Below are 12,633 nucleotides of genomic sequence, written 5' to 3'. Positions count from 1 at the left end.
CCTCGTGGGCTGACCCGGGGTGGGCCCCTGCCACCCTCGGGCACATAGAAAAGGCCTCCCCTGCGGGAGGCCTTTTTGCATTGGCGCGGCCCGTTGGGGCGCGCGGGCCTGCGCTCAGCGCGGCTGCATGCGGATCGCGCCGTCCAGGCGGATCACCTCGCCATTGAGCATGTCGTTGGTGATGATCTGGTGCACCAGCTTGGCATAGTCCTCGGGCCGGCCCAGGCGCGAAGGGAAGGGCACGCTGGCGGCCAGCGCGTCCTGGACTTCTTGGGGCATGCCGAACAGCATGGGCGTGCCGAAGATGCCGGGGGCGATGGTCATGTTGCGGATGCCGTTGCGCGCCAGGTCGCGCGCGATGGGCAGGGTCATGCCGACGACGCCGCCCTTGGAGGCGGCATAGGCGGCCTGGCCCATCTGGCCGTCGAAGGCCGCGACCGAGGCGGTGGAGATCATCACGCCGCGCTCGCCGGTGGCTTCCGGTTCGTTCTTGCTCATCGCTTCGGCGGCCAGACGGATCATGTTGAAGCTGCCGACCAGGTTGACGGTGAGCACCTTGGCGAACAGCGACAGCGAGTGTGCGCCGTCCTTGCCCACGGTCTTGGCGGCCGGGGCGATGCCGGCACAGTTCACCAGACCCATCAGCTTGCCCATGGACAGGGCCTTGGCCACGACGGCCTGGCCGTCGGCCTCCTGGCTGACGTCGCACTTCACGAAGGCGCCGCCCAGCTCGGCCGCGAGGGCCTCGCCGCGTTCCACCTGCAGGTCGGCGATCACGACCTTGCCGCCTTCACGCGTCAGCATGCGGGCCGTGCCTTCGCCCAGGCCGGATGCGCCGCCCGTGACGATGAAGACCTTGCCTGCGATTTCCATGTCTGTCTCCTAGCTCCAAGAGGGTGGGTGAGTTACGTTAACGTAAACGTCAATTGTGGCCGAAAAAAGAGCGACCACCGCCTGCGCGGGGTCGCTGTGCCGGTGCCGCGTTGGCGGCGCGTCTCAACCCAGTGCGGCGAGCGCGCGGGCGGTGATCTCGTCCACCGAGCCCAGGCCTTCGATGCGGCGGTAACGCGGGGCTTGTGCGTCGCCGCTGTCGGCCCAGCGCGAGTAGTAATCGACCAGCGGGCGCGTCTGCGCCTGGTAGACCTCCAGGCGCTTGCGCACGGTCTCTTCCTTGTCGTCGTCGCGCTGGATCAGATCCTCGCCCGTCACATCGTCCTTGCCGGCCACCTTGGGCGGGTTGAACTTGACGTGGTAGGTGCGGCCCGAGGCGACGTGCACGCGGCGGCCACTCATGCGCTCGATGATGGCCTCATCGGGGACGGCGATCTCCAACACAACGTCCAGCTTGACGCCGGCCGCCTTCATCGCGTCCGCCTGCGGAATGGTGCGCGGGAAGCCGTCGAAGAGAAAGCCCTGGGCGCAATCGGGCTGGGCGATGCGTTCCTTGACCAAGCCGATGATGATGTCGTCGCTGACCAGCCCCCCGGCATCCATGACCTTCTTGGCGGCCAGCCCCAGCTCCGTTCCGGCCTTCACGGCGGCGCGCAGCATGTCGCCAGTGGAGATCTGCGGGATGCCGAATTTTTGGCAGATGAAGGCGGCCTGGGTGCCTTTGCCGGCGCCGGGCGCGCCGAGAAGAATCAGTCTCATGGGTCTCCTCAATATGCAAAGAGGGCGCGGACTTTCGTTCGTGCCCTCACAAACTGCGGCCGAGGATAGCATGGGCCAGCCTTCGCACGGCTGACGCGGCGGCGCTTGGCGCTCGGTTGTAACCCCAGGTCGTCGCGGCTGCCAGCAGGGCCGCAGCGGGCTCAGCCGGCGAGCAGCTGCCGCACCCGTTCCAGGTCTTGCGGCGTGTCCACGCCGGGGCCGGGCCGCTCCGCGCTGACATGGACGGCGATGCGTTCGCCATGCCACAGCACGCGCAATTGCTCCAGCGCTTCGATCTGCTCCAACGGGCTCTGGCTTAGCTGTGGAAAGCGGCGCAGGAACCCGGCTCGGTAGCCGTACAGGCCGACATGGCGCAGCACCGCGTCGGGGTGTTCGGGGTAGGGATGGGCGCCGGCCGCGGGCGCGTCGCGCCACCAGGGAATCGGTGCGCGCGAAAAATAGAGCGCGCGGCCCTCGCGATCGCAGACCAACTTGACGACGTTGGGGTTGGCGAACTCCGCCGCGTCGGTGATCGCGTGCGCCACGGTGCTCATCACGCAGTCCGGGCGCGACGTCAGCAGCGCCGCGCAGGCCTGGATCATGGTGGGGGCGATCAGCGGCTCGTCGCCCTGCACATTGATCACGCACTGTTCGTCGGCCAGGCCCAGCTGGGTGCAGGCCTCGGCGAGGCGGTCGCTGCCGCTGGCGTGGTCGGCGCGCGTCATCAGTGCTTCCACGCCGTGGGCCAGGCAGGCTTCGCGGACCTCGGTGGCGTCGGTGGCAACGACCACCCGTTCGGCGCCAGACAGCGCCGCCTGCCGCGCCACGCGCACGATCATCGGCAGGCCATGGATGTCGGCCAGCGGCTTGCCGGGCAGGCGCGTCGACGCAAGTCGCGCCGGAACGATGACGACGAAGCCCATCAGGCGCCCGCCGGGTCGTCCACGGGGTTGTCCAGCGGACGAGCCTCGTTGGCCAGCATCACCGCGATACCGTCGCGCACCGGGAAGGCGAGGCGGTCGGCGTGGCAGACCAGCTCGCGCCGGTCCTCCTGCCGCACGTCTTCCAGAGGCCCTTTGCAGACGGGGCAAACCAGCAGTTCAATCAGTCGTGGATCCATGGCTCAGCAGCGGCCGCAGACAGTGCTGCAAGGCCTCGAAGAAAGCGTGTTCGGGCCGGAAGTCTAGCGCCACCACCCAGATCGGCGGGTCGTCCTGGGCCAAATGGCGCAACTTCACGGCGTCCTTTTCGGTCACCAGCACTTCGCGCTCGCGCGGCCAGGGCAGTGGCTGCAGAGTGGCATGGTCGGCCAGTGGCAGCCGTTCGAGGGTCAGCCCTTGTTGTTCGAGCATCGCGAAGAATCGCTCCGGCTGGGCCAGTCCGGCGGCCGCCAGCAGCGGGCGGCCGCGCAGCGCGTGCAGCGCGTCCAGCCGGGCCGGTTCGCCGGCACACCAGTCGCGCAGCCGAACCGCACCGGCCAGTTCGCGGCGGGCCAGATGACCGGGCAGCGGCGTGCTCGGGGCCGTCGCGTTGTACAGCACCAGCCGTGTGCCGGCGCTGCCTGGCGGTGGCGGCAGTTCTCGGTCCTGGCGCAGCGGCCCGGCGGGCAGCAGGCGGCCATTGCCCAAGCCGCGCTCGTCGAAGACCAGGATGCTGAGCTGGCGCGGCAGGCGCCAATGCTGCAGTCCGTCGTCGGACAGCAGCAGCTGCAGTTCGGGATGGCGGTCAAGCAGCAGGCGCGCCGCCGCGACGCGGTCGCGTCCCACCGCCACCGGCACACCGCTGCGCAGGCGGATCAGCAAGGGCTCGTCACCGCAGAGCTCGGCGGGGTCGCCGGGCTGCACCAGGTGGGCGCCGCCATCCTCCCGGCGTCCGTAGCCGCGCGAGACCACCCCCACCCGCAGCCCCAGGGCGCGCAAATGGGCCAGCAGCGCGAGCAGGGTGGGGGTCTTGCCGGCGCCACCGACGATCCAGTTGCCCACTACAATGACGGGCACAGGCAGCGCAGCGCTGCGCTTCAGCCTCCGGCGGTAGACGCAGACCTTGAGCGTTTGCACCACGCGATGCAAGGCGGCCAGCGGGCGCAGTGCCTGGGCCAGCGCATCGTCCTCGCGCCAGGCCTGCTGCAGGCGCTGGGCCAGACGCAGCGACAGACTCATTCGGAGGACTTGTTGGCGGCGAATACCAGCTTGGGCAGTCCGGCGCGCCGCGCCGCGTCCATCACGTTGACCACGCTCTGATGGGCGGTGGCGGCATCGGCCGACACCACCAGCAGCGGGTCCTGCTTGCCCTGGGCGGCGCGTTGCAGCGCCGCGGTGAGCAGTTCCACCGAACGGCCATCGACCGCGCTGCGGTCCACCGAATAGCGGCCGTCTGCGGAGATCGCGACGATGATCTCCGCCGGCCGCTCCTGCAGCGCGTCGGCACTGGCGGTGGGCAGGGTGACCTGCAGCTCGGTGAATTTCGAATAGGTGGTGGACAGCATCAGGAAAATCAGCACCACCAGCAGCACGTCGATGAAGGGGATCAGGTTGATCTCCGGTTCCTCCTGGCTGCGGCGGCGGAACTTCATCGCGCCGCTCCCTGGCCGGCGCGCACCAGCAGCAGGCTCAGCAGCCGGTCGCAGGCCTGTTCCATGTCGATCACGTAGGCCTCGACCTTGCCGCGGAAGTAGCGATAGAACATCAGCGACGGGATCGCGATGATCAGCCCGAAGGCGGTGTTGTAGAGCGCGATCGAAATGCCGTGGGCCAGCAGCGCCGGGTTGTTGCCGCTCGGACTCTGGCTGCCGAAAATTTCAATCATGCCCACCACCGTGCCCAGCAGCCCCAGTAGCGGCGCCGCGGCGGCGATGGTGCCCAGCGTGTTGAGGTAGCGCTCCATCTGGTGGATGGCGCCACGGCCGGCCAGTTCGAAGACCTGGCGCAGGCGCGCTTCAGCGGCTCGTGGCTCGGCGGCAGCGACGCGCAGCCCGCTGGCCAACACCTGGCCCAGCAACGAGTTCTCGGCCAGCTTGCCGACCACGTCCGGCGTCGGTAACTGGGCCTGGCTCACGCTCAGTACCTCGTCCAGCAGGCTGGCGGGCGCCACGCGGGAGGCGCGCAGATTGATCAGGCGCTCGATGATCAGGGCCAGCGCCACGACCGAGCACAGCAGCAAGGGCCAGATCGGCCAGCCGGCGGCTTGTATGATCGAAAACAAGGTGTTCGTCCCTTCTTGTCGGTGCCGGGCCCCGGGGCCGGGTGCCCCTCCCGTGGCCGCGATTATGGGCCCAAGCGAGGCGTCCGCCAGGCGGCCTGGCGGCATCGCGCGACAGGGGCGGGTGCTCCCGCCGGGCGAGTCCTGTCGGGGGCCTGCCAACTCATCCACCGAAGCTGTGGATAACTTTGTGCGTAAGTCCTGAGCGGATGCGTCCTCGGCCGATCAGATCGGGGGCTGCGCTGGATTGCCTTATTTTTGAGCATGAAAAAGTTAAGCAAATTCAATCGCTTAGCGCCATGTGACGCGGGCGTGACGGGTGAAATGGCCCGCCGGACCAGGATTGGCGCGGCTGTGGAGTTCCCGACCCGCGCCAATCCTGGGTTTGCGCATGGTTGAGGGCTGGAAACCCGCATCGCCACGCATGGTCTGGGGCGTGGCGGCCTTGTTGTCGGCCTTGTCCGACGCGATGGCGGCGCGCTTTGGCGCGGTCACGGTGGAGGGCGAGATTTCCGGTTTCACCCGCGCCGCCAGCGGTCATTGCTATTTCAGCCTCAAGGATGCTGACGGGCGGCCTGGGCTGCTGCGCTGTGCGCTGTTCCGGCGCACCGCGGCGATGCTGGACTTCAGCCCCCAGGATGGTCAGCGCGTGCAGCTGCGGGGCCGCATGGCCATTTACGAGCCGCGCGGCGAACTGCAGTTCGTCGCCGAGGCGATGCGGCGCAGCGGTGAGGGTGCGCTCTACGAGCAGTTCCTGCGTCTCAAGGCCGCGCTGGAGGCCCAGGGGCTCTTCGACCCCGCGGGCAAGAAGCCGCTGCCGCGCTTTCCGCGTCGTTTGGGCATCGTGACCTCCACCGCCGCGGCGGCCCTGCGCGACGTGCTGACTGCCTTGGCGCGGCGTGCGCCGCAGGTCGAGGTCGTCATCTACCCGAGCCCGGTGCAGGGGGCCGACGCGCCGGACGCGCTGGTGCGCGCGCTGGCCCTGGCCAATGAGCGGCGCGAGGTCGATGTGCTGCTGCTGGTGCGCGGTGGAGGATCGCTGGAGGACCTGTGGGCCTTCAACGATGAACGGGTCGTGCGCGCGGTGGCGCAGAGTGAACTGCCACTGATCTGTGGCGTAGGCCACGAGACCGACCTGACCCTGGCCGATCTGGTCGCCGATCTGCGCGCGCCCACACCCACTGCGGCGGCCGAGCTCGCCATCTCGCCGCGCGAAGCGCTGCTGGAGCAGCTGCTGGCGCTGGAGGCGAGACTGGCGCGGCGCCTGGGCCAGCGGCTGGACGTGATGGCCCAGACCCTGGACCGGCTGGCCTTGCGGCTGGCGCGGCCCGGCGATGCGCTGGCCCGCCAGCGGCGCAGGCTGGACCTGCTGGGGCAGCGTTGGGGTCAGGTCTTGCCACAGCGGCTGCGCCTGCAGTCCCAGCGCTTGGGGCATTTGGAGTTCCGCCTGGCGATGCTGCTGCCGCAGGCCTTGGCGGCGCGCCAGCAGCGCTTGCAGCATTTGCGCGAGCGTTGGCAGCGCAGCGCGCCGCTGCTGTGCGAACGCCAGCGCCTGCGCCTGGACGCGCTGGGCCAGCGGCTGGAAGCACTCGACCCGCAGCGCGTGCTCGCGCGCGGCTACGCCTGGCTGGACGATGGCCGAGGGCAGGCTCTGGTGTCGGTGCGCCAACTGGCCCCAGGGCAGGCCCTGGGCGCGGTGCTCGCCGACGGCCGGGCCGCGCTGCGGGTGGAAGGGGTCGAGCCGGCGGACCCGCAGCCCTGACCTGTTCCGGGTTCGCACAAGCCAACACCGGGCCGGGGGACAAGGCCGGCTGCCTACAATCCGCCCTGACGCCCGTCAAACTCAACCGATACAGAGGAGTCTTCATGGAACATGTTCTGCCTTCCTTGCCCTATGCCAAGGACGCCCTGGCGCCGCACCTGAGCGCCGAGACGCTGGAGTTCCACCACGGCAAGCATCACAACGCCTACGTGGTGAATCTGAACAACCTGCAGAAGGGCACGGAGTTCGAGAGCAAGACGCTGGAAGAGATCGTCAAGACCTCCAGCGGCGGCATCTACAACAACGCCGCGCAGATCTGGAACCACACCTTCTTCTGGAACTGCATGAAGCCCAACGGCGGTGGCGCACCGAGCGGCGCGCTGGCCGATGCGATCAACGCCAAGTGGGGCAGCTACGATGCCTTCAAGGAAGCCTTCACGAAGAGCGCCGTGGGCAACTTCGGTTCGGGCTGGACCTGGCTGGTGAAGAAGGCCGACGGCTCCGTGGACATCGTCAACATGGGCGCCGCCGGCACCCCCCTGACCACCGGCGACAAGGCCCTGCTGACCATCGATGTGTGGGAGCACGCCTACTACATCGACTATCGCAACCTGCGTCCCAAGTTCGTCGAAACTTTCCTGAACCATCTGGTGAACTGGGAGTTCGCGCAGGCCAACTTCGCCTGAGTCTGCGCCGGCCTCGGCCGCTGATCCCGACCGGTCCTGTGGGCCGGTTTTTTTTCGTCAGAATGCGACGGCCGCACGAAATGTGCGGCCGGTGAGCAACGGGTGTGAATTGGGTGGCCGATGCGGGTTCTGTTGGTGGAAGACGATGAGGCGCTGAGCCTGGGCGTGGCCCGCGCGCTGGCGCGCGAAGGCTGGCAGGTTGACGTGCTGGGCGATGGACGCAGCGCCGTCGCGCCCGGGTTGATCGGCCAGTTCGAGCTGGCGGTGCTGGATCTGGGGCTGCCCGGACTGGACGGCATGAGCGTGCTGCGCCACTGGCGCGGCGAGGGCGCCAGGTTGCCGGTCTTGCTGCTCAGTGCGCGGGACGAACTGGCGGACCGCGTCAGCGGACTCAACGCCGGTGCGGATGACTACCTCGTGAAGCCATTCGAGCTGCCCGAGTTGATCGCCCGGCTGCGCGCGCTCCGGCGTCGTCTGGAAGGGCGGATCAGCGACACGCTGCAGCTGGGCGAGCTGGTGCTGGACCTGTCGCACCGCGAACTCTTCCATCGCGGCGAACCGGTGCGGCTGTCGCCGCGCGAGCACGCGTTGACCGAGATGCTGATGCAGCGCGCCGGCCGGGTCGTGAGCAAGGAGGCCATCGTCGCACGGCTGTCCAGCTGGTCCTCCGACTTCAGCGAAAACTCGGTGGAGGTCTATGTGCACCGGCTGCGCAAGCGTTTCGCCACCTTGGGCGTCGCGATACGCACGGTGCGCGGCTTCGGCTATGTGATGGAGTGCGCCGACGCCAGCGATGCCGACGCCGAGGCCGAGGCCCCATGACGCGACGGGACCGTGAGGCCGGGCGTGGACCGGCGCGCGCGGCGCCCGCGGGGGGCCGATGAGCGCGCCGCCGCGCCGCTCCAGCTTGCGGCGGCAGCTGCTCGGGCCGTTGCTGTGGATCTGGGTGCTGGGCAGTGCAGCCACGGGTGCCACCGGCTACTGGCTGGCCCGCGCGGCGGCGAACTCGGCCTTCGATCGCGGCCTGCAGGACGCAGTGACCGCGCTGGCCACCAAGGTGGCCTGGACCGAGCGTTCGGCGCTGCTGGACGTCAGTCGCCAGACCATGGAGTTGCTCAACTGGGAGGGCAACGAGCGCAGCAGCTTCGCGCTGGTCGACGAGCGCGGCCAGGTGTTGGCCGGCGACGATCAGGTGCCGCAACCCCAGCCGCAGCGCCAGAGTTTCGAGCGGCCGCGGATGTTCGACGGCCGCTACCGCGGCCAGCCGGTGCGCGGCGTGCTGTTCTCGCTGGCCTCGCCGATGCTGGACCGTTCGGTGTCGCTGATCGTCGTGGAGTCGCTGGGCAAGCGCCGGCGGCTGATGCAGGATGTGCTGGTCGCACTGGCCTTGCCCACGCTGGCACTGGGCGGGCTGAGCGCCTTGCTGCTGGCCTGGCGCATCCGCCGTTCCGTGCGGCCGCTGCGCGAGATCGCGCACGAGGCGGCGCAGCGCGCGGTCAACGATCTGCGGCCCTTGCCCTTGCAAGGCGTGCCAGCCGAGGCCGCGCCCTTGATTGAGCGCATCAACCAGCTCTTGCAGGAGGTTCAGCAGTCGGTGGCCTTGCAGCGCCGTTTCGTGGCCGATGCGGCCCATCAGCTGCGCACGCCGGTGGCTGGGCTGCGCGTGCTCACCCAGGAGCTGGCGCTGGAGCTGGGTCAGCACCCCGTGGCGGAGGCTGCCGTGGCGCCGCTGACGCGGGCGCTGTTGGGATCGACCGAGCGTATGAGCCGCCTGACCACGCAGTTGTTGAGCCTGGCGCGCGCCGAGGCGGCCTTGGCCACCGAAGGGGAGGTTGAGCGGATGGACATACGGCCGCTGCTCAGGGAGGCTGCAGAGCCGATGGCTCTGCGCGCGCTGCGTGCCGGCCGCAGCCTGAGCCTGGAATTGCCCGCCATGCCGCTGCTCGCGCACGCGCACCCCATCTGGCTCGGCGAGGCGTTGACCAACGTGCTGGACAACGCGCTGCGCTATGGCGGGCAGGCCATCGTGCTGCGCGCCGCGTCAAGCCCGCAAGGCGTACGGGTGGAGATCGAGGACGACGGGCCGGGCATTGCCGAGCAGGACCTGCCGCGCTTGTGCGAGCCCTTCTGGCGCGGCGAGCGTGCCGACATCCGAGGGGATGGCGGTTCCGGACTGGGGCTGGCGATCGCGTTCGAGATCGTCCAACGCCTTGGTGGCCACTGGCGCACGCAGACGCGCCCAGAGGTGGCCGGTCTGCGTATCAGCTGGCTGCTGAAGCATTAGCGCGGGGCTCAGTGCTTCCAGAACGGCCCGCCCAGTTGGGTCCCGGCCTTGATGCCGCGCTTGGCGAACCAGCCGACATTCATCTCCAGCGCATAGCGCACCGGCTTGGCCGAGCAGTGTGAGGTTTCGTTCATCGGCTGCATGTCGGCGATGTTGACCACCTTGCCGGCGTCGTCGATGAAGGCGATGGACAGCGGGATCAGAGTGTTGCGCATCCAGAAGCACTGCTGCGCCGCTTGTTCGAACACGAACAGCATGCCGTTGTTCTGCGGCATGCTGCTGCGGTGCATCAGGCCGATCGCGCGCTGGGCGTCCGTCTGCGCCACTTCGGCGTGGATCAGGTGCATGCCGGCGTTCAACTGCACCATGGGCAGCGACTGGGGGGCGTCCTGGGCCGGGGCCGCGCTGGAAAACAGGGCGGCCGCCAGGAAAGTGAGCAGTGTCTTGATGTATGTCATGTTGCCAGGGTGCGGTTTTTCGGATTATGGCTGCCATGTCCGCCTTCCTCGCTCCCGCCGGCCCCGCCGAAGCCGAATCCCCGTCCCGGAGCGATCTGGAGAGAGCGTCCCCCGACGCGGAGCTGTCCGGCTTCACCGAGTGGGAACAGGGGGCGGACGGCACCCGTCTGGCGCGCTCGCAACTGCGCCTGGCGGGCATGCATTGCGCGGCCTGCGCTGAGATCATCGAGCAGGCCCTGGTGCGCTGCGCCGGGGTGGTGGAGGCGCGCGTCAATGGCGCCAGCGAACGCCTGAGCCTGCTCTGGAATCCGCAACGCACCAGCCTGAGCGCACTGCAGGACGCGATACGGCGCGCCGGCTACGAAGCCGTGCCCGACCTGGCCGCCCCGGCGCGCAAGCTGCGCAAGCAGGCGCACCGGCAGGCGCTGTGGCGGCTCTTCGTCGCTGGCTTCCTGATGATGCAGGTGATGATGCTGGCCTGGCCCAGCTATGTCGCCGAGCCCGGCGAGATCACGCCGGACCAGTTGCAGCTGCTGAACTGGGGGCAATGGGTGCTGACGCTGCCGGCCATGCTGCTGGCCGCCGGTCCCTTCTTCAGCGCCGCCTGGGCGCAACTGCGGCAGCGCAAGGCGGGCATGGATGTGCCGGTGTCGCTGGGGCTGCTGGTGGCCTTCGTCGCCAGCACCGGCGTGACGCTGGACCCGGGCGGGCCCTTCGGCCACGAGGTCTATTACGACTCGGTGACCATGTTCTTGAGCTTTCTGCTCGCCGGGCGCTATCTGGAACTGCGCGCCCGCCAGCGCGCGGCCGAGGCGCTGGAACAAGGCGCGGCCCACCTGCCCGACAAGGTGGAGCGCCTGGACCCCGACGGACGGACCCAGGACTGGGTGCGGCCCGAGCTGCTGCAGGTCGGCGATCTGATCCGCGTTCCCGCCGGGCAGTCCTTTCCCGCCGACGCGGTGGTGACCCAGGGCGCCAGCGCCGCCGACGAGGCGCTGCTGAGCGGTGAGGCCACGCCTCAGCCCAAAGCGGCCGGCGATGCCGTGCTGGCGGGCAGCCTGAACCTGCAGGCGCCGTTGCTGCTGCGCGTGACCCGGGTGGGCGAAGACACGCGCCATGCCGCCATCGTGCGGCTGATGCGCCAGGCACTGACCCAGCGCCCCGGCGAGCTGCGCATGGCCGATCGCGTCGCGGGCCCCTTCATCTGGGCCGTGCTGCTGATCGCCGGGCTGGCCGCGGTGGCCTGGCAGTTCGTCGATCCCAGCCGCGCGCTGGCGGTGTCGGTGGCGGTGCTGATCGTCACCTGCCCCTGCGCGCTGAGCCTGGCGGCGCCGTCCGCCTGGCTGGGGGCGGCCGGCGGGCTGGCGCGCCGCGGCGTGCTGCTGTCGCGGCTGGATGCGTTGGAGCATCTGGCGCGGGTGGACACCTTGGTGCTGGACAAGACCGGCACGCTCAGCGACGAGCGCACCCATGCGCAACCCTGCTGGTCCGCGGCCCTGCCACAGGCCAGGCACGACGAGGCCTTGCTGCATGCGGTGGCGCTGGCACAGGCCTCGCGCCATCCCCGCGCCCAGGGTCTGCTGCGTTCGGTGATGCAGCCCGGGGAGGCGGCGCAGGCCGTGCCGGATGGCGGTCGTTTTGCAGGGGGGCTGGATCCGCAGGCGCTCCCCACGGCCGATCACTGGCAGCGCATCCAGGAGTTTCCAGGCCAGGGGTTGCTGGGCGTGGACGCCGACGGCCGCAGCTGGCGCCTGGGTTCGCCGGCCTGGGTGTCGACGACGCCGCTGCCCGTGGCCGCCCAGTTGGCGCTGTCGCTGGACGGCGAGGCGTTGCTGGCCTGGCGTTTCGAGGAAGGGCTGCGCGACGACGCGAAGGCCGCGGTGCAAGCCATGCGCGCGCGCGGCTTGCGAGTGCTGCTGCTGTCCGGGGATGCGCTGCCGCGTGTTGCCGAACTGGCCGAGGCGGCGGGCATCGACGAATGGCAGGCGGCCGCGTCGCCGGAGGACAAGCTCACGCATGTGCGCGCACTGCAACAAGCGGGGCACCGCGTGCTGATGCTGGGCGATGGCATCAACGACGCGCCGGTGCTCGCCCAGGCCGATGTTTCGCTGGCGATGGGGCAGGGCGCCGAACTCGCCAGAGCGCGCGCCGACGGTATCTTGTTGTCAGGAAGGTTACTGGATGTTGTCGCTACGCTACAGAAGGCCGACGACACTCGCCGCGTGATTCGCCAGAACCTCGCCTGGGCCGCGGCCTACAACGCCGCCTGCATCCCGCTCGCGCTGGTGGGGTGGCTGCCTCCCTGGGCTGCGGGCCTGGGGATGGCGCTGAGTTCGCTGCTGGTCGTCGCCAATGCCATGAGGCTGGGACGAAACGGCGATGTTGACGTCAAAACCGGAAGAGCCTGATGGAAGTGATGTACGTGCTGATCCCCCTGTCGGTGCTTCTGGTGCTGATGATCCTGGGGGTCTTGGGATGGGCGGTGCACACCGGCCAACTCGAGGAGCTGGATCAGGAAGGGCGGCGCATCCTCCAGGAGGAGGCACCGCTTGTTGATGGCGATCAAGCCGCTCCCTTAAGCGGCCACTAAGAATC

At 69.4% G+C, this 12,633-nt stretch carries 14 protein-coding genes; 6 read left to right on the top strand and 8 right to left on the bottom strand.

Going from position 1 to position 12,633, the window contains the following annotated elements:
• Positions 1–114: 114 nt before the first annotated feature.
• From LZ017_RS20440 to LZ017_RS20410, 7 genes are all read right to left on the bottom strand, one after another.
• Positions 115–873, bottom strand: a complete 759-nt coding sequence (locus LZ017_RS20440) for a 3-hydroxyacyl-CoA dehydrogenase (protein WP_241398777.1) — start codon at positions 871–873, stop codon at positions 115–117.
• Between the two features lie 123 nt (positions 874–996).
• Positions 997–1,650 carry an adenylate kinase gene (gene adk, locus LZ017_RS20435; RefSeq protein WP_241398776.1) on the bottom strand — a complete coding sequence of 218 codons (654 nt, stop codon included), beginning with the start codon at positions 1,648–1,650 and terminating at the stop codon, positions 997–999.
• A 161-nt stretch (positions 1,651–1,811) separates the two neighbouring features.
• Positions 1,812–2,573 carry a 3-deoxy-manno-octulosonate cytidylyltransferase gene (gene kdsB, locus LZ017_RS20430; RefSeq protein ID WP_241398775.1) on the bottom strand — a complete coding sequence of 254 codons (762 nt, stop codon included), beginning with the start codon at positions 2,571–2,573 and terminating at the stop codon, positions 1,812–1,814.
• Complete coding sequence (locus LZ017_RS20425) at positions 2,573–2,770, bottom strand: Trm112 family protein (protein WP_241398774.1); 198 nt, start codon at positions 2,768–2,770, stop codon at positions 2,573–2,575. Before LZ017_RS20425 ends, kdsB begins: the two co-directional genes overlap by 1 nt.
• Positions 2,751–3,809, bottom strand: a complete 1,059-nt coding sequence (gene lpxK, locus LZ017_RS20420; RefSeq protein WP_241398773.1) for a tetraacyldisaccharide 4'-kinase — start codon at positions 3,807–3,809, stop codon at positions 2,751–2,753. The genes LZ017_RS20425 and lpxK overlap by 20 nt, the downstream gene beginning before the upstream one ends.
• Entirely contained in the window at positions 3,806–4,222 is a 417-nt protein-coding gene (locus tag LZ017_RS20415; protein WP_241398772.1) for a biopolymer transporter ExbD, read from the bottom strand. The genes lpxK and LZ017_RS20415 overlap by 4 nt, the downstream gene beginning before the upstream one ends.
• Positions 4,219–4,851 (bottom strand): MotA/TolQ/ExbB proton channel family protein, encoded by a 633-nt coding sequence (locus LZ017_RS20410; protein WP_241398771.1) that lies wholly within the window; start codon positions 4,849–4,851, stop codon positions 4,219–4,221. The genes LZ017_RS20415 and LZ017_RS20410 overlap by 4 nt, the downstream gene beginning before the upstream one ends.
• Positions 4,852–5,239: 388 nt before the next feature.
• On the opposite strand from LZ017_RS20410, the gene xseA reads away from it, so the two are divergent.
• The 4 genes from xseA (at position 5,240) to LZ017_RS20390 (ending at position 9,580) form a co-directional block, all read left to right on the top strand.
• The gene (gene xseA, locus LZ017_RS20405; protein ID WP_241398770.1) at positions 5,240–6,610 is read left to right on the top strand and encodes an exodeoxyribonuclease VII large subunit; all 1,371 of its coding nucleotides are present in this window, start codon (positions 5,240–5,242) and stop codon (positions 6,608–6,610) included.
• Positions 6,611–6,714: 104 nt separating this feature from the next.
• Entirely contained in the window at positions 6,715–7,296 is a 582-nt protein-coding gene (locus LZ017_RS20400) for a superoxide dismutase (RefSeq protein ID WP_241398769.1), read from the top strand.
• A 120-nt stretch (positions 7,297–7,416) separates the two neighbouring features.
• Positions 7,417–8,118 carry a response regulator gene (locus LZ017_RS20395; RefSeq protein ID WP_241398768.1) on the top strand — a complete coding sequence of 234 codons (702 nt, stop codon included), beginning with the start codon at positions 7,417–7,419 and terminating at the stop codon, positions 8,116–8,118.
• Positions 8,119–8,176: 58 nt separating this feature from the next.
• Positions 8,177–9,580 carry a sensor histidine kinase gene (locus LZ017_RS20390; RefSeq protein WP_241398767.1) on the top strand — a complete coding sequence of 468 codons (1,404 nt, stop codon included), beginning with the start codon at positions 8,177–8,179 and terminating at the stop codon, positions 9,578–9,580.
• An 8-nt stretch (positions 9,581–9,588) separates the two neighbouring features.
• On the opposite strand, the gene LZ017_RS20385 is transcribed toward LZ017_RS20390, so the two are convergent.
• Positions 9,589–10,038 carry a DUF192 domain-containing protein gene (locus tag LZ017_RS20385; RefSeq protein ID WP_241398766.1) on the bottom strand — a complete coding sequence of 150 codons (450 nt, stop codon included), beginning with the start codon at positions 10,036–10,038 and terminating at the stop codon, positions 9,589–9,591.
• A 35-nt stretch (positions 10,039–10,073) separates the two neighbouring features.
• Here LZ017_RS20385 and LZ017_RS20380 point away from each other — a divergent pair, with 35 nt between their 5' ends.
• Together LZ017_RS20380 and ccoS are read left to right on the top strand one after the other, a co-directional pair.
• A complete protein-coding gene (locus LZ017_RS20380; protein WP_241398765.1) occupies positions 10,074–12,446 on the top strand; it encodes a cation-translocating P-type ATPase in 2,373 nt (790 codons plus the stop codon).
• On the top strand, positions 12,446–12,628 hold the full coding sequence (gene ccoS / locus LZ017_RS20375; protein ID WP_241398764.1) for a cbb3-type cytochrome oxidase assembly protein CcoS: 183 nt from the start codon (positions 12,446–12,448) through the stop codon (positions 12,626–12,628). The genes LZ017_RS20380 and ccoS overlap by 1 nt, the downstream gene beginning before the upstream one ends.
• Positions 12,629–12,633: the final 5 nt, after the last annotated feature.

The sequence above is a fragment of the Pelomonas sp. CA6 genome (assembly GCF_022549225.1).
Lineage (GTDB): Bacteria > Pseudomonadota > Gammaproteobacteria > Burkholderiales > Burkholderiaceae_C > Roseateles.
Note: the sequence above shows the minus strand (reverse complement) of the source record. Positions and strands in the feature narration are given on the sequence as shown.